This window comes from Xenorhabdus thuongxuanensis, assembly GCF_001908095.1.
GTDB lineage: Bacteria > Pseudomonadota > Gammaproteobacteria > Enterobacterales > Enterobacteriaceae > Xenorhabdus > Xenorhabdus thuongxuanensis.
Window position 1 is genome coordinate 52,661 of sequence record NZ_MKGR01000004.1, and the last position, 25,946, is coordinate 78,606.

Here is a 25,946-nt window from a genome sequence, read left to right on the forward strand (position 1 = left end):
TTTTTAGTGGCTCTCTATTTTTTCATAGAGAGCCACTGGGATTATTTTCGACTGAGAAAATAACAAGTGAAGGTAAAAACTAGTGCAAGCCCAGCCAAAAATAACATTAGAACTTGATAACCTTGGATCAAGGTATTGAAGCGAGCTAACAAAAATACAGCAAAAGCGATACCACAAGCTCCCCCTACATTATGAATAGTCCATGAAGTTCCCATGGCAACGGCTGCTTGCTCACGAGGCAGAGAACTCAGAGCAATTAATGTTGACGGACCAAGAATTGATCCCCATCCCATCCCAAATAACAATAGTGGGACAATGAACCACCAAGCATTTACCTGTGTTGAAGCGAGAGCAAGGAAAGTGGCAGCGGTTACAAATATCAGCAAGCCAACTAAAATGATCCGTTGTGGGCCAAATTTTTCACTACGATTACCTACCCAAGGAGACGTTAAGGCAAACATGACTGTAGCAGGTAGCAAGAACATCCCTATCTCGATATCATTTTTGTCCAATTGTCCTGCGAAAAACATAGGTAATGTCAGCAGAACTGTGCAATAGAAAAAAGCGAGAAAAAATGTTGCAAGTAGTGCAGAGACAAAACGCATATTGCGGAAGAAATGGAATTCAACAATTGGCTCTGGGGTTTTTAACTCATGCACTATAAAGATAAATAACGTTATGACCGCAACAGCCAATAGACTCCATTGTTGCAGGGCATTTCCATCTAGAGAGAAGTAACTGACTAAACTTATTAGAAAAATGATCAGGAAAATACAACCGAGTGTATCCAATTTTTTCACTTTTTCGGTTTTATATTCGGGTATAGACCAGGCGCATAGAATAAAACTAATAATGATAAAAGGAATATTTATCAAGAATGCATAACGCCAATCTACAATGCCTGCAAATAATCCCCCGATGATTGGGCCTATCGCAAGCCCAAGTCCGTTAATTCCAAATAAGATACCAAGCGCTTTTCCCTGTTCATGTTCATCAAATAAATAGGAAATAATAGCCCCAGAAACAGTATAGAGAATTGCACAACCAATCCCTTGAATAAATCTAAAGGTAGTGATGGTGGCAAGATTTGTTGCGAGGCCAACAAGTAATGATGCTGCGCCAAACAGAATTAATCCCCACAATAATATTTTTTTTCGTCCGCGACTATCAGCTAATGTCCCGACCGGTACCATAAAAGCGGAAAGTGCTATCATAAATACAGAAGTAACCCACTGAGTTTCTCTCAACGAGGTATTAAATTCACGTCCAATTGCAGGAATAATAGTATTCACAACGGTGAGATCTATACATCCAAGAAAACTTGCAATACATATTCCGATTAATCCAGCATATTTTCGGGTTGCAATGACTGACTCACTCATTCACCAGCTCCTTTTGTTCTTTCAATAGCTGAAATTTGAACAAAATTAGGTATCCTTATGGCTAATGCATCCACGGTACATAATGAATATAGATAGTTGCCTGTTAGGGATTTTAACATCAACTTCTATTACTTTTCTCATGTTATCTCCTTATGAAAACGGAGGAAATAATATTAAATAAATATTAAACCCACATTAAACAAATAATAATTTATTTATAACTTTTTTATTAAAAATAACGCATATTTAAATTAATTGGTTATTTTTTTATCAGTAACAGATTTTTTATCATATATGGTTTTAATAAGTAACTATGTTTATTATATTTTTATTACGTTATTGTGGCTTATGGGGATATATAAATATTTTTATTTATTATTTTATTGTTAGTTAACCGTTAACTAACGACAATGCAGACAATAATATTATTAACTGATTAGCCACAATGATACTCAATCCTCACTTCGCTTGAGAGCGAGGTGGGATTTACCTCAATGTAAAATCGAGTGTCAGTGTAACATTAGGCTCTGTGCCTGCTGGTATGGAGCCAACTGAATTGGCATTATTGATAGCATCAAGTGCGGCATTATCCAGTGTGCTATTGCCAGAGGAATTAATTACCTTGGCAGAAGTTAATGTGCCGTCGTCTAACAGGGTAAAGTTAACTGTGACTATACCTTGTTGTTTCATCCTCTTTGCTTTGCGGGGATAACGCTTATGACGTTCAATTTCTTGCCGCAGTCTTGCATAGTAATTGTCCACTTCGCTATTTCCTTGCCCTACCAAAGGTTGTGATGTTGCTGCGCGGCTCATACTGCCTTCTGAATTAGCCTGATCGCTACCGTGCGTTTCCTGCTCTGTCTGATTGTCTTTCTGTACCTGTGGTGATTGGGTAGTTTTCTTTTCTACCATTTCTTGCGATTTTTCTTTCTGCTGCTTTTGACGTTTCTTAGGTTTATCGGCTTCTGGCGGTTTGGCTACCTTATTTTCAGGGTGAATGGCTTTATCCAGCACGAGTTCCGGTTTTGTTGGTGATTCTGGTGCAGTCAAAAGTGGGGATGGAGGAGAAACAGGCTCCGGTTTATTTTCCCACGATGGTGCTGCAACCATCATAATGGATAGTCCCATAGTAGAAGCGTTGTTGTTGATATGATGTGCAGTGTCATCATCATATGAAGTATGTCGGTTAAACAACCATATTAGACTGGTATGGAATAAAATGGCGATTAGGACACCAACCAGCAATCTCCTTCTGGGAATCAATGGAAAACAAGCGGCTGGATTATCTAATATGGCTGTGTTGGTCATACAATCCTCTAATTAAGTCCTTAAAACTGGCTGGTCAAACTGAGTTTGAAGGTTCTGCCCGGCGCTGGAATCATCGAGCGCGTCAGCGGATCGAGATAGTAGCGGTTAGTTAGGTTTGTGCCAGTCAACTCCATTGATATAGAGGAAGTGATCTGATAGCTAATATAGGCATCAACCGTAAATACCGGATTCCAGCGCATTGGGTTATTGGACTGTCCCTTATAAATATCTGGCAAGTCATTCATCAGCCATTTTTCATCTTTGTTTTCTGCTTTGCTGTGGTAGAGCATTCGGCTGCCTAGCTCCAATTTTTCATCAAACAAGCGGCCGCCGACGGTCAGGTTAGCTGAGTATTTTGGCTGGATAGAAGTGCGTAAATAACCGCCAGGGAAACCACCATCAATACATTCAGGTATGCCATAACGATTTTGGGAATCCAGCCTCATGACAGAATTACTGTCACAGACCTTATTTTTCATGTTATAGACCAACCCCATATCGGCAAAGAAACTGCCGTTGTCGTAACGTGCCTGTAGTTCCAAACCAGCAAGTTTTTGTTTCTCTAATTGGGAGAATTTATAGGTGTTGTCCCTGTCGAACACATTTTCAATGATGGTGTTGTAATAGGAGAGTTTGATATCAGCATGGCGTTCAGCATCGACCAGTTGGCTGAAATCATAGACTAAGCCGATTTCCGCTGTTTTGGCTCGTTCAGGTTTGAATTTATGGCCTATTTTGTTGGTTGTAGAGCCTGAAAAACCGACGGTATCTTCAAAAATGCTGGGCATTCTTACCGCTTCGGCATAGCGGGCGTAGATACGGAAATCGTCAGTGACATAGGCCGTCGCGGAGAAAGTAGGTGACCAAGCGTGATCCTTACGTTTTGGTGCAGGTTCCCAAGGATCGTTAACAGCAGGGCCCGAAATTCCATTAGTATCAACTCTCTCACCGTATTCATATTTATAGACTTCTTTGCCACTTATTGGGTCGATAACCCTTTCATTCATATCCATTTGACCATTGAAATAGGGGTTACCGTTTTTACTGAGCTTGCCATTGCTAGGATCGTAATTCCAAGTGAATTTTTCGCTAACCATATTACGCTTTAGGCCATCACGTGAATTAATACGAGTTGTTTTAACCACAGGGTATTCAGTTTTGAGTTTATTCATAAACGCAAGCCTCTCTGTGGGGCTCATTTTCAATATGTTGTTTGATTTTATAAATTGTTTTCTTTTTCTCTCCATATTAGCTTCTGTTTCGGTCATTGTTCGCCAATAACTCATTTCATGGCCAATGGTTTCTCGTTGTTTCTGATAACGGCTATCTCTTACGGCACGCCGTTCATTAAGCAAATCATCTTGGGACCAATAAGAAACGCGCTTGGCTCCTGCATTCAGCTCCAGCCATGAAGCTGGCCGCCAGTTAAAGTTAAAGGCGAGATTGATTTCCTGACGTTGTCCTTTCCGCGCCGGTGACTGGACTAAATATAGATTAGTTGAATTATAATCATCATTGGAATCAAGGCGTTCACGTTGGAAATTCCCCATTAAAGTCAGCTCTAAACTAGGATGTAGGGTAAATTTATTGGAAAGATCGATACCCCAACGATTATTTTGAGAATGGGTGATAGCGGTATTGATCAATGTGCCATCGATATTGGCGTTTTTGCGCTCAAGGCCATCTTCCCAACGCCAGTCTCTGTCGACAGGGGTGCGCGGATATCCTCCGGCGGTATTGGTATTGCTGGTGGTGCGAGTTGTCCATAAGTTCATGTCGAAGTTGACATAGAGATTATTTTCAGGCTGCCACTTATAGGTCAGGTTGGCAGCTTTCTGGTGAACTTTCGCTAACGGCCATTGAGGAACTTTATTTTTTTCGGGTGTAACCCAGCCTAAGCGTGAAGGCATGATATCACCAAATTTCATATGGGTATTACGAAATCCCAACTGTAGAGTCTGATCTTCGGTGAAACGCCAAGTATTTTTAATTAATACAGAACGCATTTCATTGGAAGTATTGGGAACTTCATTGCCGGGGCGATAGATGCGAGCAGCAAAAGGCAGATATGGGTCCAGTGTTGTCTGGACATTCTTCATGAGTTCCCTGTCATTTTCCGTAATGGGTTCATCATAGCGATAGGCGCCACCTTTTCCGGCAAAATAGTTACCCTGACGACGGTATGCATAGGCCAGCATTAGGTCAAAATATTCCTGCCGTGTTCCTAATGCGAAACGGAAGGCATTATCTTTGAAGCCAAACAGTTTATTGTCTTTCGATGAATGAGGAGTAACTTGCAACTCCGGATCGGTTTCAACCTTATTTTGGATAAAGTTAGGAATATCGCGGTAGTCTTGCCCCAATGATAGGGACGGTGTGCGCTCTCTCACTGAGTTGCTACTGGTTTCCAGTTTAGTATTGATGCCAAAAGTTTCCCCTTTCGGCACCACATCATCAATAGTTAATGTTTTGATGGATACAGCGCCGCCGACAGAACTTTTAATTCCACGGCTCAGTGAAGGACCCTTTTCGATTTCAATGCTACTGATTAAATTTGGATCGATGTAGTTACGGTTATTGGCTCCATTATAACCACGCCCTACGGTAATAGATTGTTCTGTGCCATCAATGGTGACGGGAATTCGCCCCTGTCCCTGAACGCCACGGATATTGATATCCAGAGCACCACTATTGCGGGCATCACCGCTATATACACCTACAGCACCTTTAATTAAATCGGCGGGAGAGGCCCCTTTGTAACGTTCTATCTGTTTTTTGCCGATGTAGATATTGGAGATATCTTTGTCATAGACTGCGTTATAACCCTCTTCATCTTTAGCGCTGTTATCCGTGACACGAATCTTGCCTAGATCGGTTTTGCTGTTTGAGGTTGTGACCGTGGGTTTAGATTCGGCAAATAGGGGGAAAGCTGTCAGTGAAAAGGCCAGTGATAATGCAATTGTGATGGGGGTAAGCTGTGTTTTAACTCGATATACCATTGATGTCTCCATTTTGATTAAAAATACTTTTCTAGCCTGATTAGCACTTCGTTTTTGTTATAGCTGTACAGCCAATCCACATTGCTGTGATTACGTCGATGGCGGAAAGTGAAAGAAGGTGTCATCCCCCATATTTCAGCGGCGGGCACTTTAATGACAGCGCTGTAAATTTGCTCATTATCCTGGCGTGTGGCTCTCAACATTGGGCTATAAGCACCAAAATGACGTTTTTTCAGTGTGGCAAACAGTGAACCGTTGATACCGGGATAGATCTGTCCGGCAATCCCTGTCCGAATTCCCCATTGCTGATAGCGATCCTCGGCATACTGATTGTTGTCGCGATAAACCCAATCTCCGCCGCCAAACAGGACAACGTCTTTGCTAATAGAATGGAACAGGGTGAGGTAGGCTGAGGTAAAACTGCCATCTTTCCGGCGGAGACTTTGCTGATGGTGTATCTGCTTATGCTCGAGTTCAACATTAAGGACTGTTTGGGAAGTAAACGCCCATCGCCATTCTGTTTTGGCGCCTGTAGCACGGTAATAGGTATCACTTGCTCGTTGTTTATATTCAAACAGGGGACCAAAAGAGAAATCGTGGCTTTTGCTTTTATAGTTGTACCCACCAATCAGCAGAAATGTATTTTCGTTCTCATCGTGGTAATCACGATAGTTTTCGCCGTAAATCAGGCCACGGCCAAAAATACCGTGATGGCCAAAAAGTTGATAGCGCCGACTTAATGTTGCGTCATAAGACATGCCCCATGCTTTGATGGCTTTTGGTGTGTGCTGCGTTTCATGGCATGTATTTCTTAAATACTTCCGGCAAATGGTCTTATCGGAAGACATATTAACGTTATCGTTATAAGCGTAACCGACTGAGAAAGAGCCACGCCAACTGTTTCTCAGCTCTATCGCTTCCAGATAGCTGTTAATATTTTTCAACACAATTTCTGGTAGCTTTTGTGCTGTATACAATTCGGTAAACAGTTGCCCGGCTTCCTGATTTTTATGATCCTCAAAATAGACGCGGGCCAGTTCCAGTTCGATACGGGGAAAATCGGGTTGTTGACTCAGAATTTGTTGATAATGATAGGTGGCGAGATCTAAATCCCCCTCAAGACGTGCCAGCCCACCTTGAGCAAAATTGACCAACATAACATCATGTCCCTGCAATTTTTTATAAGCCTCAAGAAAACGTCTGACGTCTGACCATTGTTGATGGTTAATGGCCAGGAATAGTGCTTGGCCAATATCATTAATATTGTTTTCGACCTGAAACGTTTGCCCATTAATGACAATCAATGAAGCATTATTTTCAACAAAAATAGGATCTGGTGTAATCAGGTTGGTCTCATTTTCCTGTTGATTATGCTGTGCTTCTTGCCAGATTTTCCGTGGGGTATCTTCATCGGCATAAACGGGTAGGGAGAAGCATAGAGCCATAAGTGCCGTTGATAATATTGGCGTAATTCTATTCTTAGACATTGGGAAACCAGATCACAAGGCGCATATTATTCGAAATAAAAACAGAGAACAGCGCCAAAAACAGCACTGTTCTCTGAAAGATTAATGATTACTGTTTAGAACCACCGAAAGCGGTATCTTTGGATCTGTCATCTTCAAATGTGGTGTATCCAGCTAGGCTGGATGCACTGTCACCAAAGAAGTGACCATTGGTTGTTCCAACCAAATCATCAGTTATGGCTATGCCTTCGAATTTAGCATCAGAGCCGATACTGGCATCAATATCGATTGTCATCGCGGTATTTGCCATGGAACCGACCAGAGTTTTCTCACCAAAGTCTGCGGTAAATGTACCGGACAAGGCATTATCACCGCTGTACTGGTTAATACCTGTCACCGTATAAGTTGCTGTTCCGTCTGTTGGAATATTGGTAGTGATATCCTTACCTGCATAATAAACGGTGTGGGAATCATCCGATGTCTGGCCAGTTGACCATTCACCGAAGTAAACGTCAGCATTGGCAACTTTGCTGAAATGGAATACACCCATACCACCATGAGAGCCTGGTGCACCTGCTCTTGAGATGTTATGAATCCCATTACTGTCCGTTGGGGCCATGCGAGTCAAGCCAGAAAAACCAATGAGTTTTCCTCCACCGATTGAACTGACCCCAATGCCAGGGTCGCCACTCGCACCACCATGTGAATTTGAACCCGTTTCGGTTGCACCAACCTTAACATATGATGGCGTGCTTATTTGACTCTGCCCAAAACCGACTTCTGCCTGAGCCTGTGCCATAAATCCCAATGTGCCTAAAGCGGTGATTAATACGTTCAACTTTTTCATCATTATCCTCGTTTGGAATGGGGGATCCCTCGTTACCCAATCTTAAAAACGGCCTGATCTATCGCGCGAGAAAAACGTACACCGTTCAAATGATAATGTAAATGATAATTATTATTATTTATTTGACTGGTAATAGGATTTATTAGCCAATATCTTTTTTTATTTTATTGATTTTTATTTTATTTTTTTCCTCTTGGAGAGGATTTGGACTATCTACTTTTTTGTTGAAAATGTGAGGTTGGTAGATTTTATTTATTGAAGCTATTTTGTTATTAACAAATTAATTAGCATTAAAAAAATTTCCGGTGTAATTAAATTAGTAGGGTTTATGTAACCATTTATATAATTAACCAGAATTAATACATGTATTTTATGTGGATAAATATCCATATCTTGTTGTGGAAAATGATTAGTTATGATGAAATTTGAGAGCAAAGAACCAATCAAATAAATTTTTACCCATATCTTTATTTTCTGCATTGCAGGAAGCTGCCATTTAAAAGAATAAAGGGTATATCAGTTTTCATATATCTATATGGCTGAAAAAAGCCTAATTGGAGATGTATTATGGAAGCAAAAATTGTTATTCAATCTGCTGAAGAAAGGACAGATTTTGGTAATGAAATAGAGGTTATTATTGATAATAATTGGCCCCTATTTATGAATTATGATGCAGTAGCTGAAAAACATTGGCACAAATTATATGAGTTGGGTTTTAGTCGCTTTCAAAAACTTGCCATTTTGCAACAGGGGAACGAAGAGCGTCTTATTGGCTTACTGAACTCAATTCCTTTTCCTTTGGAAAATAGTTCATTAGATCAATTGCCTGATGAAGGCTGGGATGCTGTATTTGACGCTGGTGGAAAAGCTAAGGGAAAGGTTCAAGCCAACATGGTATCTGCCCTGAGTGTGACGGTTGATCCTGCGTTCCGCGGGCAAAATATTCCTGCTTTATTGATTAACAGTTTGAAACAGACTGCCCGAAATGAAGGCTTGCAGGGGCTGGTTGTTCCTGTCAGGCCGAGTTTGAAAAGCCAATATCCCCTACAAGATTTTATCGAATACTGTGGTTGGAAAAATGATAAAGGTGAGCCGTTTGATCCGTGGATCCGCACCCATTGTCGATTAGGTGCCAAAATCATCAAGCCTGCCCTGCGTTCCATGGATATTTATGGCACCCTGGAACAGTGGCAAGAATGGACAGGCATGAAGTTTCCGCAAAGCGGGGAATACGTCATTCCAGGTGGCCTGGTACCATTGGTGGTGGATGCTGAAAAACAGATGGCTTATTACATTGAACCTAATTTGTGGATGTACCACAGCCTTGATTAAAAATATTTCTCTAACTGTATCTGTACTTCGTTTTTATCGTAACTGTATAACCAGTTTACATTACTGCGATTGTGTCGATGGTGGAAAGTTAAAGATGGTGTCATGCCCAATATCTTAGCGGCAGGAAATTTAATGGCGGCAGTATAGATTTGTTCATTATCTTGGCGTCTGGCACCCAATAATGGGCTGTAAGCGCCGAAGCGTTGTTTTCTCAGTGTGACAAGCAACGAGCCATTAATGCGGGAATAAAGTTGTCCAGCTATTCCCGCACTTATTCCCCATTGTTGATAGCGAGCCGTCGGTTGTTGATTATTTCGATAGCTCCAATTGCCACCACCAAACAGAACTAATTTATCATTGATGGCATGAGATAGGCTGAAATAGGATGAGGAAAGTTCGCCGTCTTTCCTGCGGTAAAGTGGCTGATAACTCAATTTTTTATGTCCAAGTTCAACATTAAGGGCGGTTTGTTCGGTGATAGTCCACTGCCATTCTATTTTGGCACCGATGGCATGGTATTCGGTATTTCCTGCACGCTGTTGATATTCGAATAGGGGGCCAAAGGAGAAATCATGGCTCCTGTTTTTGTAGCTGTAGCCACTGATCAGCAGGAACATATTTTCGTTTTCGTCGTGATAATTGGGATAATTTTCACCATAAATCAGGCCTTGGCCAAAAATGCCGTGATGGCCGACAAGCGGGTAACGTCGGCTTAAGGTAGCGCTGTAAGTTCCACCCCATGCTTTGATAGGTTTTGGCACGCCACGTTCAATTATGCACTTTCCCTTTATGGAACGTAGGCAGATTGGTTTCTGATTTGGAGACATATTTATATTATCGTCATAGGCATAGCCAAATAAGAATGAACCGCTCCAATCATTTCTTAAGGTTATTGCAGCCAGATAACGGTCAATATTCTTCAAGACCATTTCTGGTAACTGATATTGTTTACTGATTTCTTTAAATAACTGCGCGGATTCTTGGTTTTTGTGATCTTCAAAATAAATACGAGCCAGTTCCAGTTTAATGCGGGTAAAATTCGGTTTTTGACGTAGGATCTTTTGATAATAAGAGGTAGCAAGCGTTAAATTCCCTTTAAGATGTGCCAGCCTGCCTTGAGCAAAATCGCTGAGTAATGGATCGTACCCAGGAATTTTTTGATAAATCGGCAGAAGGCGTCTGACGTCTTGCCACTGCTGATGGTTAATGGCAAAGTACAGTGCTTGACTAATATCCTTAAGATTGTTTTCAACTTTAAATTCTTGTCCATGAGTCACGGTTAATGAGAAGCGATCTTTTATAGAAATGGAATTTAGAACTTTATTTTCCTGTTTATTGTATTGTTGATTATATCGTGCTCTTTGCCAAATCTTGTGGTTAATATCTTCATTGGCACAAACTGCCGGTGACAGGAATGAGATCAGCAGTACTATAAGTAATATTGGAAGTATTTCCTTTTCAGTCACTTTTTTCTGATCAGACATAGTAAAACCCGATTCATAAGGCCCATATTTATTTGAGATAAACAAGTTGGAAATAAATAGGGTAAAGAAGATGAAGAGGAAAACAGTGCCAAAAATGACACTGTTTTCTGGGGAATTAATTATTTAATTCTAGTACCATAGAAATCAGTGTCTTTTGTTCTATCGCTAAAATATAAGATGTGGCCTTCCAAAGAGTTAATGTTGTCACCAGATAATGTCCCATAGGTGTGTCCAATAAGACCGTTGTCTCTGGCGATACCTAAAAAGTTGCCGTAATCAGTTATCTTGGCCTCAATACCTACAGTGTGTGAACTATTGCTCATTGAGCCACTCAATACGTAATGATCAAAATCTGCGACAAAATTACCGGAGAGGGAGTCTTTACGGTTATCCTGACTAACACCTTCTACTTTATAGATTACAGTACCTCTGTCTGGCAGCTTGGCTGTCACCTCTTTGCCTGCATTAAAAACAGTATGGGTGATCTCCGAAGTATCGGGCGTTTTTTGTGCCCATTCCCCAAAGTAAATTTCCCCCTTTTCCTTCTCGAATAGAAAATGGGGGTTGGTTTCTTGCTGGCTTATACTATCTGAAATTTTTGCCTGAGCTTGAGTGATAAATCCAACAACGCCTAACATGGCGATTAATATATTGAGCTTTTTCATAAGCAGCCTCACAGAGTATTGAGTGTCTTGTTATCCTGTTATAAGAGCGTCCTGAACTTTTTGGGTGAAAGTTTTGCACAAAAAATACACAGAAAATAAAATGTATACTGGACAAATGGTGGTGTAAATAACAAGTTGTTATTATGTTTTATATCTATTGAATTTCATTGTTTTCGCAATTACAGTTTACGCAAATTAGAAACCAACTAATTGAAGTAAAAGAAAATATTTAGAATAATATGAAGAGAAAAACAGTGCCTCAAATGACACTGCTTCTGGGGGTATAAATTATTACTGTTTAGTTCCGCTGAATATAGCGATTTTTCCCTCTTTATCGAATGTGGCCCGTCCTGACAGAGAGGGAGAGATATGAGGTAATTCAATGAAATTCCCATTGGAAACTCCATTAATTTTCTCATAGTACTCCCTATCAATAATACCGTTGGCTGTGGCCTTACCTGAAAATTCGCCATTGTCCTTTATATTGGCATCAATACCTATAGTTAGTGAACTATTGTTCATTGAGCCAATCAGTTTTTTGCTATCAAAATTGGCGGTTAATTTACCGGAAAGAAAATTACGGCTATGAGCGTCTATAGTGCCTTTTACTGTATAGATCGCAATACCGCTATCAGGCAGCTTGGTTGTTACCTCTGTGCCTGCATTAAAAACAGTATGGGTGATCTCCGAAGTATCGGGTGTTTTTTGTGCCCATTCCCCAAAGTAAATTTCCCCCTTTTCCTTCTCGAATAGAAAATGGGGGTTGGTTTCTTGCTGGCTTATACTATCTGAAATTTTTGCCTGAGCTTGAGTGATAAATCCAACAACGCCTAACATGGCGATTAATATATTGAGCTTTTTCATAAGTAGCCTCACAGAGTATTGAGTGTCTTGTTATCCTGTTATAAGAGCGTCCTGAACTTTTTGGGTGAAAGTTTTGCACAAAAAATACACAGAAAATAAAATGTATACTGGACAAATGGTGGTGTAAATAACAAATTATTATTATGTTTTATGTCTGTTGAGTTCCATTGTTTGCGCAATTGGATTTTACGAATGTTTGTGGTTAATGAATTGAAATTTAAGTAAATAACTGTAAGGTGGATGAAGAGGAAAACAGTGCCAAAAATGACACTGTTTTTTGAGGAATAAATAATTATTCTTTAGCACCACCGAAAGCAGTATCTTTGTTTCTGTCGCTATCAAATTTGGCATACCCTGCCAGCGCGGAGGCGGAATTACCGTAGAATTTCCCATCGGTAACCCCATTAATATTCCCGTTGGCTGTGGCCTTACCTGAAAATCCGGCATTGTCATTTATATTGGCATCAATCCCAATATTTAGTGAACCATTGCTCAGTGAGCCATCCAGTTTTTTGGTACCAAAGTTTGCGACGAGTTTGCCGGAGAGGAGATTGTTGCCGCTATATTGGCTCAGGCCTTTTACTGTATAGGTCGCAGTGCCGCCAGTGGGCAGATTGGTTGTAACATCTTTACCCGCATAAAAAACAGTATGGGTAACATCCGATTTATCGGGTGTTTTTTGTGCCCATTCCCCAAAGTAAACTTCTGTATTGGGAACCTGACCGATATCGATATACTGGTTCTCGATACCGAATTTTGTACCATCCACTTCGGTATGATAGATGCCATTTTTGTCGAGTGTAGCGAAACCTTTCAGTTGGGAGGCAGGAAGTAATTGATCTTTTACTATGGGTAAAGTGATACCCAGAGCGGGTTCACCATTTACCTCTCCGATTATAAGGTGTGGATCGGTTTCTTGTTGGCTTATACCATATTCAACTTTTGCCTGAACCTGTGTAGTAAATCCAACAACACCTAACATGGCGATTAATATATTGAGCTTTTTCATAAGCAGCCTCACAGAGTATTGAATGTCTTGTTATCCTGTCATAAGAGCGTCCTGAGCTTTTTGTGTGAAAGGTGTGCACAAAAAATGCGCAGCAAATAAAATGTATGTTGGCTAAATAGTGATGTAAACCATAAGTTATAATTATGTTTCTTATTTGTTTAATCTCATGGCTGTGCAAATTAGAGGTGAGTTGATTGAAATTAAGTTATTTTTTGAGGATGGAATGGATTTGTGGATTTCAATTAATCCATTAATCGTTGAGGATGGGTATATACTGTTGCCCGTCCTGGCTTGCAAAATCCGATCAACGTTAGATTACATTTCTGTGCGACTTCAATGGCGTGTGAGGTTGCGGCAGAAACGGCAAATAAAATTTCTACCCCACAATTAGCTGATTTTTGCACCATCTCATAACTGGCACGGCTGGAAACCAACACAGCACCTTGTTGCCAGCCTGTTTTAGCTCGCATTCCCAGTAACTTATCCAGTGCAACATGGCGGCCAACATCTTCACAACCACCAAGCACTTTGCCCTCTGGGTCAATCCAACCCGCCGCATGGGTACAGCCAGTGAGCGTGCCGATTTCCTGAACATGTGGTAATTGGGCAAGCGCAGTATCAAGGTGGGAGAGGGAAAACGTTTGGGTGAAAGGCAGGGGTGTAATTGGACGAAAAATCTCGGCCAATTGCTCAGTACCGCAAATACCGCAACCCGTTCTCCCAGCCATAGTGCGTCGGCGCTCTTTTAATCCCGCAAAACGACGGCTGGAAAGCTCAATGTGCAGTTCAATACCACCGTGGCAGCTAACTATTGAATCAATCCCCCGAATTTCCTGCGCAGATGTAATAATCCTTTCCGACAAGGAAAACCCGATGGCGAAATGATCAAGATCTTTTGGACTCGCCATCATCACGACATGGGAAATACCGTTATAGACTAATGCGACAGGCACTTCCTTGGCTACCCAATCCGGCGTCGGACTACCCAATCGGTCACTTTGTTTGGCGTTTTTTTGTTGTACATTAATGCGAGAAACACCATTGATTCCTTCCATGATTAACTTATTTTCTGACCTTTCATTTTCCATTAATGAATTCCCCTGTAGTTTGATTCATAATACTGTTCATGTGGATATATAACGATTCATTAATTTATTACCACATGCTGTTTTATTACCACATTATGTTTTGATAAGAAGCAAATACGCTAGCGGAATTCCGTTAGGCCGTGTGTTAGCAATATTAATGAGCAATGTGAGTGAGGAGATCCCCCATGCAAGTTAGCAGGAGGCAGTTCTTTAAGATCTGCGCTGGCGGTATGGCGGGTACGACGGCAGCCGCGCTGGGGTTTGCCCCAGGCGCCGCGATTGCACAAACACGTAACTACAAATTGCTGCGTGCGCGTGAAACCCGAAATACCTGTACATACTGCTCTGTCGGTTGTGGATTATTGATGTACAGTCTTGGTGATGGCGCCAAAAATGCCAAATCTACTATTTTTCATATCGAAGGGGACCCTGATCATCCTGTAAACCGTGGTGCCTTATGTCCTAAAGGGGCTGGGTTGGTGGATTTTGTTCACAGCAAAAATCGCCTACTCTATCCAGAATATCGTGCTCCAGGCTCTAATCAATGGCAGCGAATAAGCTGGAATGAAGCCTTCGATCGTATCGCGAGATTGATGAAACAAGACCGTGATGCCAATTTCATCAAAACCAACCAAGATGGTGTGACGGTTAACCGCTGGCTGACGACGGGTATGCTGTGTGCGTCTGCGGCCAGTAACGAAACCGGTTTTTTATCGCAGAAATTTAGTCGTGCTCTCGGCATGCTTGCCGTAGACAACCAGGCGCGTGTCTGACACGGACCAACGGTAGCAAGTCTTGCTCCAACATTTGGTCGCGGTGCGATGACCAACCACTGGGTGGATATTAAAAATGCGAACTTGATTGTCGTGATGGGCGGGAATGCTGCTGAAGCACATCCTGTCGGTTTCCGTTGGGCGATGGAAGCTAAAATTCACAATAACGCTAAACTGATAGTTATCGATCCTCGCTTTACCCGTACGGCATCCGTGGCGGATTTCTACACGCCTATCCGTTCCGGTACGGATATTGCCTTCTTGTCTGGTGTGATTTTATACCTGATAACCAATAAAAAAATTAACCGTGAGTATGTCGAGGCATACACCAATGCCAGCCTGATTGTGCGGGAAGATTTTTCGTTCGATGATGGCCTGTTTAGTGGCTATGATGCTGAAAATCGCAAGTACGATAAAACGACATGGCACTATGAGTTAGATGAGAATGGTTTTGCCAAACGTGACAAAACCCTGACCCATCCACGTTGTATCTGGAACCTGCTGAAAGCCCACGTTAGTCGTTATACACCGGAGGTCGTGACTGATATCTGTGGTACACCGAAGGAAGATTTCCTCAAGGTGTGTGAATATCTGGCTGAAACCAGCGCGAAAGACAAAACTGCTTCTTTCCTGTATGCATTGGGTTGGACACAACACTCCATCGGTGCACAGAATATCCGCACGATGGCGATAATCCAATTGCTGCTTGGCAATATGGGTATGGCAGGTGGCGGTATTAACGCGCTGCGCGGTCATTCCAATATTCAGGGGCTGACAGATTTGGGATTGTTATCCCAAAGCCTGCCGGGATATCTCTCCCTGCCATCGGAGAAACAGGCCGATCTGCAAACCTATTTGCAGGCGAACACACCAAAAGCCACCGTTGTCGGGCAAGTCAACTATTGGGGAAATTATCCGAAGTTCTTTGTCAGCCTGATGAAGAGTTTTTATGGTGATAATGCCCGTAAAGAGAATGATTGGGGCTTCGATCTGTTGCCGAAGTGGGATAAACCTTACGATGTCCTGCAATATTTTGAAATGATGTCGAAAGGGGAAGTGAATGGTTATATTTGTCAGGGATTCAATCCGTTAGCCTCATTCCCGAACAAGAACAAAGTTGTCGCTGCCTTATCGAAGTTAAAGTTCTTGGTCACAGTTGATCCTCTCAGTACCGAAACGTCATCATTCTGGCAAAATCATGGTGAGTTCAATGATGTTGATCCTGCCACCATTCAGACCGAAGTATTCCGTTTGCCGTGTTGCTGTTTTGCAGAAGAGAATGGCTCGATAGTTAATTCAGCTCGCTGGCTGCAATGGCATTGGAAAGGCGCGGATGCACCAGGAGAAGCGATTGGGGATGGTGAAATTCTGTCAGGCATCTTTAAGCGTCTGCGTGATTTGTATCGCGAAGAAGGTGGTGTTGCACCAGAACAGGTTCTGAGCATGACATGGGATTATTTCGATCCTGATGCCCCGACACCGGAAGAGGTGGCACAGGAAAGTAATGGTCGCGCTTTGGCTGATTTGCTGGATGATAACGGCAATGTGTTGCTGAAAAAAGGGCAGCAATTATCTTCTTTCGCCCAATTGCGTGATGATGGTACAACCGCCAGTGGTTGCTGGATTTTTGCCGGAAGCTGGACGCCGGAAGGTAACCAGATGGCGCGCCGCGATAATGCTGATCCATCCGGTATTGGTAATACATTGGGTTGGGCATGGGCGTGGCCGTTAAACCGTCGCATCTTGTATAACCGCGCATCTGCCGATCCGCAGGGCAATCCGTGGGATCCTAAACGTCAGTTGATTGCATGGGATGGTGATAAATGGAGCGGGGTGGATATCCCAGATTACAGCAACGCGGCTCCGGGGACGGATGTCGGGCCATTTATCATGCAGCCAGAAGGAATGGGTCGCCTGTTTGCTATCGACAAAATGGCAGAAGGGCCGTTTCCTGAGCATTACGAACCGTTTGAGACACCGTTGGGAACCAATCCGTTGCATCCGAATGTGGTTTCCAATCCGGCTGCCCGTGTGTTCAAGAGTGATTTTGAGGCTATGGGTAAAGCCGATAAATTCCCTTACGTAGGAACCACCTATCGTTTGACTGAGCATTTCCATTTCTGGACAAAACATGCGTTGTTGAACGCCATTGCCCAACCAGAGCAGTTTGTGGAAATTGGTGAACGGTTGGCGGCAGAGAAGGGTATTAAGCAAGGAGATACCGTCAAAGTTAGCTCCAGTCGTGGTTATATCAAAGCCAAGGCAGTGGTGACGAAGCGTATTCGTACCTTGAATGTTCACGGCCGTGAAGTGGATACCATCGGTATTCCGATTCACTGGGGCTTTGAGGGAGCGGCGAAGAAAGGTTTTCTGGCGAATACCCTGACGCCGTTTGTCGGTGATGCCAATACGCAGACGCCTGAATTCAAGGCATTTCTGGTTAATGTGGAAAAGGTGTAAGGGGGAAAAATTATGTCATTGCAATCTCAGGACATTATTCGTCGCTCTGCCACCCATTCATTGACTCCCGCGCCTCGTGTGCGGGATCACCAGCAAGAAGTGGCAAAACTGATCGATGTGACAACCTGTATTGGCTGTAAAGCGTGTCAGGTGGCATGTTCCGAATGGAACGACATTCGTGATGAGGTTGGGCACAACGTTGGCGTTTATGACAATCCAGCCGACCTGACAGCAAAATCATGGACAGTGATGCGATTTTCCGAAGTGGAGGAACATGGCAAGCTGGAATGGTTGATCCGTAAGGATGGTTGTATGCACTGTGCTGATCCGGGCTGCCTGAAAGCCTGTCCGGCAGAAGGCGCGATTATTCAGTATGCCAATGGCATCGTTGATTTTCAGTCAGAGCATTGTATCGGCTGTGGCTATTGCATTGCTGGTTGTCCGTTCAATGTACCGCGCATCAATAAAGAGGATAACCGCGCATACAAATGTACTTTGTGCGTTGACCGTGTTGGTGTAGGACAAGAACCGGCTTGTGTGAAAACTTGTCCAACGGGTGCAATTCATTTCGGCAGCAAGCAAGATATGAAAGCGCTGGCGGCAGAGCGGGTTGAAGAGCTTAAGGGGCGTGGTTATGAAAATGCCGGTCTGTACGATCCTGAAGGCGTAGGTGGAACCCATGTCATGTATGTGTTGCACCATGCCAACAAACCTCAACTCTATCATGGATTGCCGGATAATCCGGCTATAAGCCCAACTGTCACGTTCTGGAAAGGTATCTGGAAGCCATTAGCTGCAATCGGTTTTGCTGCGACTTTTGCTGCTTCTATTTTCCATTACGTGGGTATAGGCCCGAACCGCGTTTCCAAAGAAGAGGAAGAGAGCACACTTAATGATATTGATTCGGACAATGCAAACAATGAGGGGGTGAAGAAATGAAAAAGCGTAACGATATCATTATTCGCCACTCTCCGGTTGAGCGAATCAATCATTGGGCGGTTGTGATTTGCTTCCTGTTTACCGCCATCAGTGGGTTAGGTTTTTTCTTTCCCTCCCTGAACTGGATGATGAATATCTTTGGTACGCCGCAATTGTCACGGATATTGCATCCGTTTGCGGGTTCGATAATGTTCTTTCTGTTTGTTTTTATGTTTTTCAGGTATTTCAAACATAACCTGATCGACAGGAATGATATCGAATGGGCGAAAAATATGCACAAGGTGCTGCGTAATGAGGAAGCAGGAGATATCGGACAGTATAACCTCGGCCAGAAAGGTATTTACTGGTCAGTAAGTCTTTGCCTGTTTCTGCTGCTTGTCAGCGGTATCATTATCTGGCGCCCGTATTTTGCGGAATACTTTTCTATCCCATTAATTCGGGTTGCCTTGCTGGTTCACTCATTGGCGGCGATTGGTCTAATCCTGACGATTATCGTCCATGCTTATGCGGCGTTTTGGGTGAAGGGATCAGTGCGGGCAATGGTAGAAGGTTGGGTCACACGTGGCTGGGCGAAAAAACATCATCCTCGTTGGTATCGTGAAATTGTGAAACAAGAGCAGCAAAAAAAGAAAGAGTGAGTTTGAGGCGGGGTATTTTAAAACGGATATCGTAGCTCTCAGAAAGGAAACCGGAGGCTATTCTTTTCCTCCGGTTTATTGACTTTTAGTGGATGATTAGTGCCTTGAGTCTCTTATTAGCTTGCTGTTTATCAAAAGATTCTGGCGATTCACTTGGGGATAATCCCACAAATTCTAATTGCTCTGCTTCATCTTCAGTCAGGAGTTTCTTTTTTCTCAATTTGAGCAAATAGTTCCAATTCCAAATGCCACCAGAATCTTCTGCCGGACACATGCCATTACCTGCGGTCACTTCAGGCTGGATAATATCTTTTGGCAGGACTTTCTCTACTGTTATCTGATGGAACCAATCATCGCCAAAATCATATTGGTAATTGAATTCATCCCCAACCTCCTCCAGAAATGCACCGATGCACATTTGGTCATAATGTTCTTCTGGAATGTCGATCCCTGCAAAACTAAAACTGAATAAATGAGCATCTTCCCAACCCATGGCAGTTTGTATCACATCATGAAATTCATTGAGTGTTAGCTGATTGCTGACACGGATCCGGCGCCATACGGCTGGTGTTGCATCAAATAAACTCACTTTGAGAACCAAACCTTGTGGCTCAATCTCTTTCTCTTGTTCCATGTAGAAATATTCAAAGCTGAGTTCAGACAAAGTCTCAAATAAAGCAAATTTCTTGCGATTTAATCCAGGGTCTCTGAGGGCATAGGCCAAATCTAAATATTGATCGACCAAATATGGGGCTTGTGATGGCAATCTGTATTGTTCGATTGAAGCGGAATAAGTCAGACGTTCAATAAACAGTTCTCGGTTTGCATAATAGTAGAGCTTCAATAAGTCCCTGGGTTTTTTTGCCTCCTGCAAGCATTCTTCCGGCGCCAGCCAAGACAGTATTAATGATGAACCCATGGTGATGCCAAGGCGATTCTGATCCTGTCGCTTCGGATCAGCTTGATATCCGAATTTCTGGCTCCAGTGTTCAAGCTCAAATACTTCTGGCTGTGTCCATTCGACGGGAAGTTGTGACAACCAATACAGTGAGTCGAGATCGAGCGGAGTGTTTTTATTTTGTTGAACTGAAAGTATCCACGGTAAAATCTGTTGCAGCCAGTCAGGGGAAACTGGGGTAAAGTCAACATAAGCCTCATCATTACCTAAACTTTCAATCAGTTCGGGGATGGTTCTCTCAGGATCAACACTCATTAAGCTCTCGCGAATACCAGATTTAAAATCCAGCATCATATTCATTTGATATTCTTGACCATCCAGCGTGATTGTCATCATCATGCTGGCACAGTCATTTCCATCAACATGAGTGACATATAATTCGTGTATCTTCGCTGTTTCCCGCGCCTTATTGTGGTGCGACATCGCCTTTTTTTTCCAGCGCTTAAAACAGGAATGAATGGCAGGATGGCGGTTAAACCGTGCACACAGATTAACAAGTTGCAGGTAGGATAAATTTGCCCATGCAGAGGAAGGACAATCGTCCAATGTTTGCGCACAGGCAAGGGCAATGGGTTCTTCAAAGTATTGAGTGAGTAATAGCAGGGCATCTATCCCCCATGAATGCTTGGCGACTTCCGTCAATAGATGAGGTAAGGCTTCATGAGGAATGACGGAAAGACCGCTTTCAAAAAAGTCAACAAATTCAATGCCAGAATCAATTTCAAACTGCTTAAACAGTTGGTTTAAGTTTAAGGATTTTTTAGGGAAAGTCTCTATGTTAGTGTTATCAGGGTATTGGGGGGCATCCAGTAGCTGGGTGATATCAGTTTTGATATGAAACTGATTTCTTTTCAGGATGGATACACATAGCAACCCGCATTCGCTATTAATCTCGAATTCTTCTTTGGTATGAACCAATATTTGCTCAATGATTTCTTCAAGCTGCTGTTTAGCTTCAGCAGGTAATTTGTTTGCTGTTAATGCAAGTTCCGCTATGGCAATTTCAAGCCAATGGTTAATGCTGTCGCCTATCTCCGTCATCGCTTCCTTGGGCAGCGCTAGCACCAGGCTAATCAACAAGAAGACGTTTTCTGGATCGGAAAACCACTGTATCTGCTTTTGGGTTAAGAAGCGCTGTTTCTCAGGAGTATGGGTGTATTTTTCTATTGCAGATAGCAATTTTTCAGGTGTTAATTTCATTATCAACCTCTTCAATATATCTATATTTCAACCAAGAAGAGTGCTGGCTATCACGCTGTCATATCCACCATTCCCCTTTACTATTATTCAATAGTCTAACCTGAATTTTTGTGAGGGCAGTAAGTTTGTGTTGAAATTTATCTACGTTACTGCTTTGTGGTCTGTAACTCGAAATCGATAGGATCTGGCAATGCCATTCCGCTGTCTGGCGGGGTAAGATGGTTGGGGACTTACATATCAACATAACTAGAAGGTAAGATTCATGAGTATTCGCATTTCCCCTATTCCCCCCTTATTGTTTGCCAACCTGAAAACACTTTACCAGCAGCGCGCTGAACGCCTGAAAACATTGGCGACAGAAAGTAATCCATTTGCAAGTTACCTGAATTTTGCGGCGGATATTGCACAAGCACAGCAAAAGGTGTGGTATGACAATCCGTTGGAGATGGAATTGGATGAGCTTCTTGGTCATTCTCAACAAGAAATTCGTGTTCCACTGGATTGTAAAACATTGCGCCGTACCCAGCATTGGCAGAATATCCTGCACTCCCTGATTGCGGAATTGTTGCCTACCGTACCTGAACATGTGAAACCCGCCCTCGAAAATCTGGCAAAAAATTCAGAACAAGAGTTAGAAGAAATGGCGAGTGCATTGCTCAATAGCGAATTCAGCAAAGTTAGTGCTGATCAGGCGGTGTTTGTCTGGGCAGCGTTATCTGTCTATTGGGCACAAATGGCTAGTTTGATCCCCGGCAAGGCTCGGGCGGAATATGGAGAACATCGCCAGTTTTGTCCGATCTGTGGCAGTATGCCGGTTGCCAGTGTGGTGCAAATCGGTACTAACCAAGGGTTACGTTACCTGCATTGTAATCTGTGTGAAAGCGAGTGGCATGTTGTCCGCATCAAATGCAGTAATTGCGAACAAACCCGTGACCTGAATTATTGGTCACTGGAGAATGAACAAGCGGCAATCAAGGCAGAAAGTTGTGGTGATTGTGGCAGCTATCTCAAAATTCTGTATCAGGAAAAAGATCCGAATATAGATGCCGTAGCAGATGATCTGGCGTCATTGATTCTGGATGCAAAAATGGAAGAAGAAGGTTTTGCCCGTAGTAGCCTGAACCCTTTTCTGTTTCCTAACGAATAAATATGGTGGGGAAGCGATGACACAAGCAACCAACTCGCTGTACCGTCAATTACCTTCCATTGACAGATTGTTGCGAGAGCCGCAAATCACCTCGCTGATTGCGTTTTATGGACAGACGCAAGTGGTAGATATATTGCGGGATATGCAAGAACAGGCACGGTTTAATATTCGCGAACATCAAGCCTTGCCAGAGTGGAGTGACGATTGGGTTGCATCATTGCAGCGAAAACTGGACAAGATTCAAACGTCAGCATTAAAGCCAGTATTTAACCTGAGTGGAACAGTGCTCCATACCAATTTAGGGCGAGCATTGTTGGCTGAATCGGCAATTGAAGCAGTGACACAGGCAATGCGTTCACCGGTTACGTTGGAATATTCGCTTGATGGTGCCAGTCGCGGACACCGTGATCGTGCATTGGCTGATTTACTCTGTACGTTAACAGGGGCAGAAGATGCCTGCATCGTTAACAATAATGCCGCCGCAGTTTTACTGATGCTGGCAACAGTGGCGCAAGGAAAAGAAGTTGTCATTTCCCGCGGTGAATTGGTAGAGATTGGCGGGGCATTCCGTATTCCTGATGTGATGGTGCAAGCTGGTTGTCGTTTGGTAGAAGTGGGGACGACTAACCGAACACATCTGAAAGATTTCCAGCAAGCAATCAATTCTGATACAGGGATGCTAATGAAGGTGCATACCAGTAATTACAGTATTGAAGGTTTCACGGCTGAAGTATCGGCAGAAGAATTGGCGAAGCTGGGTATGGCATCCCAAATTCCGACCGCCATCGATCTTGGTAGTGGCTCTATGACAGACATGACGCAATATGGTTTGCCGGCTGAGCCAATGCCTCAGGATTACCTGAACCACGGTATCGATTTAGTGACCTTCTCCGGCGATAAATTATTGGGTGGTCCACAAGCCGGCATTATTGTTGGCAAAAAGCGGTGGATAGACGCTATCCAGCATCATCCCCTGAAGCGTGCATTGCGGGCAGATAAAATGACGTTGGCAGCATTGGAAGCCACTTTACGTCTTTACCAACATCCTGAGCAACTTCGGCAGAAATTACCGACTTTACGTCTGTTAACGCGCACGCAAAGTGAAATCCGTGATATGGCGCAACAGCTCATTCCCCAGATTCGGGCATATTACAGCGAAAAATTCGTTGTTCGTGATGAACCTTGCTATTCCCAAATTGGCAGTGGCTCTTTGCCGGTAGATCGGTTGCCCAGTTGGTCGCTGACTTTTACCGCCATTGATGGTCGTGGCAGCACATTGGAAAATTTGGCTCACCAATGGCGCAATTTGAAAAAACCGGTGATTGGGCGTCTGTATGATGGCCGATTATGGCTGGATCTGCGTTGCCTGGAAGATGGAAATGCATTATTGCGGGCACTATTGTTGTTGTAAAAACGTGTTGTAAAAACGGTTGTTATAAAAATGATTGCTATAAAAAATAGGCTCGATAACTATGATTTTTGCCACAGCGGGACATGTTGATCACGGTAAAACAACACTCATTCAAGCGATCTCGGGTATTGATACTACCCATTTGCCGGAAGAGAAAAAACGCGGTATGACTATCGATCTCGGTTATGCTTACTGGCCACAACCAGATGGATCTTCGGTGGGGTTTGTTGATGTACCGGGACATGAAAAATTCCTGTCCAATATGTTAGCGGGAATTGGTGGCATAGATCATATTCTGCTGGTTGTAGCTTGTGATGATGGTGTAATGGCTCAAACGCGGGAACATCTGGCAATTTTGCGTTTGATTGGGCGACCTGATATTACGGTTGTATTGACCAAAGCAGATAGCGTCGAACGAGCACGGATTGAGGAGGTTCGGCAACAAGTCGGGCAACTATTAGCATCACAAGGTTGGCAATCGGTGCCTTTGTTTATAACGGCAGCCATCACGAAAGAAGGCATTATCCCACTAAGAGAGCATTTGCTGTCTATCCATCAGTTTTATGCTGCCCATCAAGTTCGCTCTTCTTCTTTTGCCTGGCAAAACCCTCAGCATGAAAAATTGCAGCAACGCTTTCGTTTGGCTATCGATCGTGTTTTTACTATTAAAGGTGCTGGGTTGGTTGTCACCGGAACGGCGTTAGCAGGAAGTATCGATGTCGGTGATATTTTGTGGCTGACTGGTAGTGATCAAGCCGTGAGAGTGCGTGGCTTGCACGCCCAGAATCAACCCGTTCAGCGTGCTCAGGCGGGACAGCGTATTGCATTGAATATCGTTGGTGATATCAGTAAAGAGCAAATTTCCCGTGGTGACTGGCTGTTATTACAGAAACCAACGCTTGCGGCTGAAAAGGTATTAGTAGAAATTGAAGCTGACTCACCGCTGCAAAACTGGCAATCTCTCCATATCCATCATGCCACCAGCCATATCACCGGCAGAATATCTATCTTGAACGCACTAACCGCTGCGCCAATATTGGCTGAGTTGACGCTGGATCGCCCTTTGTGGCTGGTGGAAAATGATCGCCTGATACTGCGTGACATCAGCGCCAGAAAAACGCTGGCAGGGGCACGTGTCGTTAGCTTAAATTCCCCGCGCAGGGGGAAACGACAGCCTGAATTTCTTCATTGGTTATCCCAACTGGCTCGAACGCGCAGCCAGTTGGAAAATCTCACCTTATATTTAACGCGTGGAGCATTGTCACTTAACCACTTTGCATGGGCACGTCAGTTGACAGAGAGTCAGCTCAACAGATTGCTGGCCGAGATACCGGTGATTATTGCAGGTGATTGGGTACTATCGCAGCATCATGCGGTGTTGGCAGAACAAAAACTATTGCAGACTGTCGTGGAATACCACGAAAAACACCCCGATCAATTGGGTGTGGGGAAGGCGCGTTTGAAACGCATGGCTTTACCGACACTGGATGACATGCTGGTTTATAAACTTATCAATCGGCTATTGGAACACGAAAAGCTAAAACAAACCCATGGTTGGTTGCACGTGCCTGAGCATGGATTGATGTTTACCCCAGAGCAGGCGTGTTTGTGGTTAAAAGCAGAGTCCTATTTTAAAGCGGAAGCGTGGTGGGTACGCGATTTGGCAACTGAAATGGGGGAAGATGAAGAGATCACACGTCGTCTTTTGCGAAAAGCAGCACAATTAGGACTCATTATCGCCATTGTGTCTGATCGCTATTACCATCGACAGCGCATTCAGCAGATTGCTGATTTAATTCGCAGCTATTCTCAGACTAAAGGCGGCATAACGGCAATCGATTTTCGGGATGAATTGGGGATTGGCCGGAAATTAGCGATCCAATTACTGGAATATTTTAATCGTACGGGTTTTACCCGCAGGAAAGCGAATTTGCATGTTTTACGGGATGAGGGCATTTTTTAGCATTTTATTTACA

General features: G+C 43.3%; 18 protein-coding genes. 7 read left to right on the forward strand and 11 right to left on the reverse strand.

What is annotated here, in order from left to right:
- Positions 1-41: 41 nt before the first annotated feature.
- The 5 genes from Xentx_RS03995 to Xentx_RS04015 all read right to left on the reverse strand — a co-directional run bounded on the left by Xentx_RS03995 (position 42) and on the right by Xentx_RS04015 (position 8,002).
- Positions 42-1,382, reverse strand: a complete 1,341-nt coding sequence (locus Xentx_RS03995) for an MFS transporter (RefSeq protein ID WP_074018986.1) — start codon at positions 1,380-1,382, stop codon at positions 42-44.
- A gap of 486 nt (positions 1,383-1,868) precedes the next feature.
- Entirely contained in the window at positions 1,869-2,690 is an 822-nt protein-coding gene (locus Xentx_RS04000; protein ID WP_074018987.1) for a TonB family protein, read from the reverse strand.
- A 20-nt stretch (positions 2,691-2,710) separates the two neighbouring features.
- On the reverse strand, positions 2,711-5,689 hold the full coding sequence (locus Xentx_RS04005; RefSeq protein ID WP_074018988.1) for a TonB-dependent receptor domain-containing protein: 2,979 nt from the start codon (positions 5,687-5,689) through the stop codon (positions 2,711-2,713).
- 17 nt (positions 5,690-5,706) lie between these two features.
- Positions 5,707-7,176 (reverse strand): surface lipoprotein assembly modifier, encoded by a 1,470-nt coding sequence (locus Xentx_RS04010; RefSeq protein ID WP_074018989.1) that lies wholly within the window; start codon positions 7,174-7,176, stop codon positions 5,707-5,709.
- Positions 7,177-7,264: 88 nt separating this feature from the next.
- Positions 7,265-8,002 (reverse strand): Slam-dependent surface lipoprotein, encoded by a 738-nt coding sequence (locus Xentx_RS04015; RefSeq protein ID WP_074018990.1) that lies wholly within the window; start codon positions 8,000-8,002, stop codon positions 7,265-7,267.
- A gap of 567 nt (positions 8,003-8,569) precedes the next feature.
- Here Xentx_RS04015 and Xentx_RS04025 point away from each other — a divergent pair.
- Positions 8,570-9,334, forward strand: a complete 765-nt coding sequence (locus tag Xentx_RS04025; RefSeq protein WP_074018992.1) for a GNAT family protein — start codon at positions 8,570-8,572, stop codon at positions 9,332-9,334.
- On the opposite strand, the gene Xentx_RS04030 is transcribed toward Xentx_RS04025, so the two are convergent.
- The 5 genes from Xentx_RS04030 to fdhD form a co-directional block, all read right to left on the reverse strand.
- Positions 9,331-10,818, reverse strand: coding sequence for a surface lipoprotein assembly modifier (locus Xentx_RS04030; protein WP_139292426.1), 1,488 nt, complete (start codon positions 10,816-10,818; stop codon positions 9,331-9,333). The two genes, Xentx_RS04025 and Xentx_RS04030, sit on opposite strands and share 4 nt — an antisense overlap.
- Before the next feature lie 119 nt (positions 10,819-10,937).
- On the reverse strand, positions 10,938-11,483 hold the full coding sequence (locus Xentx_RS04035; protein WP_074018993.1) for a HupA family protein: 546 nt from the start codon (positions 11,481-11,483) through the stop codon (positions 10,938-10,940).
- A 291-nt stretch (positions 11,484-11,774) separates the two neighbouring features.
- Complete coding sequence (locus Xentx_RS04040; protein ID WP_074018994.1) at positions 11,775-12,347, reverse strand: HupA family protein; 573 nt, start codon at positions 12,345-12,347, stop codon at positions 11,775-11,777.
- Positions 12,348-12,639: 292 nt separating this feature from the next.
- A complete protein-coding gene (locus tag Xentx_RS04045; RefSeq protein WP_074018995.1) occupies positions 12,640-13,356 on the reverse strand; it encodes a Slam-dependent surface lipoprotein in 717 nt (238 codons plus the stop codon).
- A 242-nt stretch (positions 13,357-13,598) separates the two neighbouring features.
- On the reverse strand, positions 13,599-14,444 hold the full coding sequence (fdhD, locus tag Xentx_RS04050) for a formate dehydrogenase accessory sulfurtransferase FdhD (protein WP_074018996.1): 846 nt from the start codon (positions 14,442-14,444) through the stop codon (positions 13,599-13,601).
- A 185-nt stretch (positions 14,445-14,629) separates the two neighbouring features.
- Here fdhD and fdnG point away from each other — a divergent pair, with 185 nt between their 5' ends.
- From fdnG to fdoI, 3 genes are read left to right on the forward strand one after another with little or no spacing between them, the layout of a single operon-like run.
- A complete protein-coding gene (gene fdnG / locus Xentx_RS04060; RefSeq protein ID WP_139292427.1) occupies positions 14,630-17,677 on the forward strand; it encodes a formate dehydrogenase-N subunit alpha in 3,048 nt (1,015 codons plus the stop codon).
- A gap of 12 nt (positions 17,678-17,689) precedes the next feature.
- Entirely contained in the window at positions 17,690-18,616 is a 927-nt protein-coding gene (fdxH, locus tag Xentx_RS04065) for a formate dehydrogenase subunit beta (protein WP_074018999.1), read from the forward strand.
- Entirely contained in the window at positions 18,613-19,254 is a 642-nt protein-coding gene (fdoI, locus tag Xentx_RS04070; RefSeq protein ID WP_074019000.1) for a formate dehydrogenase cytochrome b556 subunit, read from the forward strand. The genes fdxH and fdoI overlap by 4 nt, the downstream gene beginning before the upstream one ends.
- A gap of 85 nt (positions 19,255-19,339) precedes the next feature.
- On the opposite strand, the gene Xentx_RS04075 is transcribed toward fdoI, so the two are convergent.
- A complete protein-coding gene (locus Xentx_RS04075; RefSeq protein WP_074019001.1) occupies positions 19,340-21,412 on the reverse strand; it encodes a plasmid pRiA4b ORF-3 family protein in 2,073 nt (690 codons plus the stop codon).
- 262 nt (positions 21,413-21,674) lie between these two features.
- Here Xentx_RS04075 and fdhE point away from each other — a divergent pair, with 262 nt between their 5' ends.
- From fdhE to selB, 3 genes are all read left to right on the forward strand, one after another.
- Complete coding sequence (fdhE, locus tag Xentx_RS04080) at positions 21,675-22,559, forward strand: formate dehydrogenase accessory protein FdhE (RefSeq protein WP_074019002.1); 885 nt, start codon at positions 21,675-21,677, stop codon at positions 22,557-22,559.
- 16 nt (positions 22,560-22,575) lie between these two features.
- Positions 22,576-23,970, forward strand: a complete 1,395-nt coding sequence (selA, locus tag Xentx_RS04085; RefSeq protein ID WP_074019003.1) for an L-seryl-tRNA(Sec) selenium transferase — start codon at positions 22,576-22,578, stop codon at positions 23,968-23,970.
- Positions 23,971-24,031: 61 nt separating this feature from the next.
- The gene (gene selB / locus Xentx_RS04090) at positions 24,032-25,933 is read left to right on the forward strand and encodes a selenocysteine-specific translation elongation factor (protein ID WP_074019004.1); all 1,902 of its coding nucleotides are present in this window, start codon (positions 24,032-24,034) and stop codon (positions 25,931-25,933) included.
- Positions 25,934-25,946 lie beyond the last annotated feature (13 nt).

Coding starts and splice junctions, on each gene's coding strand:
- Xentx_RS03995 (WP_074018986.1), bottom strand. CDS start 1,382: ATGAGTGAGTCAGTCATTGCAACCCGAAAATATGCTGGATTAATCGGA.
- Xentx_RS04000 (WP_074018987.1), bottom strand. CDS start 2,690: ATGACCAACACAGCCATATTAGATAATCCAGCCGCTTGTTTTCCATTG.
- Xentx_RS04005 (WP_074018988.1), bottom strand. CDS start 5,689: ATGGTATATCGAGTTAAAACACAGCTTACCCCCATCACAATTGCATTA.
- Xentx_RS04010 (WP_074018989.1), bottom strand. CDS start 7,176: ATGTCTAAGAATAGAATTACGCCAATATTATCAACGGCACTTATGGCT.
- Xentx_RS04015 (WP_074018990.1), bottom strand. CDS start 8,002: ATGAAAAAGTTGAACGTATTAATCACCGCTTTAGGCACATTGGGATTT.
- Xentx_RS04025 (WP_074018992.1), top strand. CDS start 8,570: ATGGAAGCAAAAATTGTTATTCAATCTGCTGAAGAAAGGACAGATTTT.
- Xentx_RS04030 (WP_139292426.1), bottom strand. CDS start 10,818: ATGTCTGATCAGAAAAAAGTGACTGAAAAGGAAATACTTCCAATATTA.
- Xentx_RS04035 (WP_074018993.1), bottom strand. CDS start 11,483: ATGAAAAAGCTCAATATATTAATCGCCATGTTAGGCGTTGTTGGATTT.
- Xentx_RS04040 (WP_074018994.1), bottom strand. CDS start 12,347: ATGAAAAAGCTCAATATATTAATCGCCATGTTAGGCGTTGTTGGATTT.
- Xentx_RS04045 (WP_074018995.1), bottom strand. CDS start 13,356: ATGAAAAAGCTCAATATATTAATCGCCATGTTAGGTGTTGTTGGATTT.
- fdhD (WP_074018996.1), bottom strand. CDS start 14,444: ATGGAAAATGAAAGGTCAGAAAATAAGTTAATCATGGAAGGAATCAAT.
- fdxH (WP_074018999.1), top strand. CDS start 17,690: ATGTCATTGCAATCTCAGGACATTATTCGTCGCTCTGCCACCCATTCA.
- fdoI (WP_074019000.1), top strand. CDS start 18,613: ATGAAAAAGCGTAACGATATCATTATTCGCCACTCTCCGGTTGAGCGA.
- Xentx_RS04075 (WP_074019001.1), bottom strand. CDS start 21,412: ATGAAATTAACACCTGAAAAATTGCTATCTGCAATAGAAAAATACACC.
- fdhE (WP_074019002.1), top strand. CDS start 21,675: ATGAGTATTCGCATTTCCCCTATTCCCCCCTTATTGTTTGCCAACCTG.
- selA (WP_074019003.1), top strand. CDS start 22,576: ATGACACAAGCAACCAACTCGCTGTACCGTCAATTACCTTCCATTGAC.
- selB (WP_074019004.1), top strand. CDS start 24,032: ATGATTTTTGCCACAGCGGGACATGTTGATCACGGTAAAACAACACTC.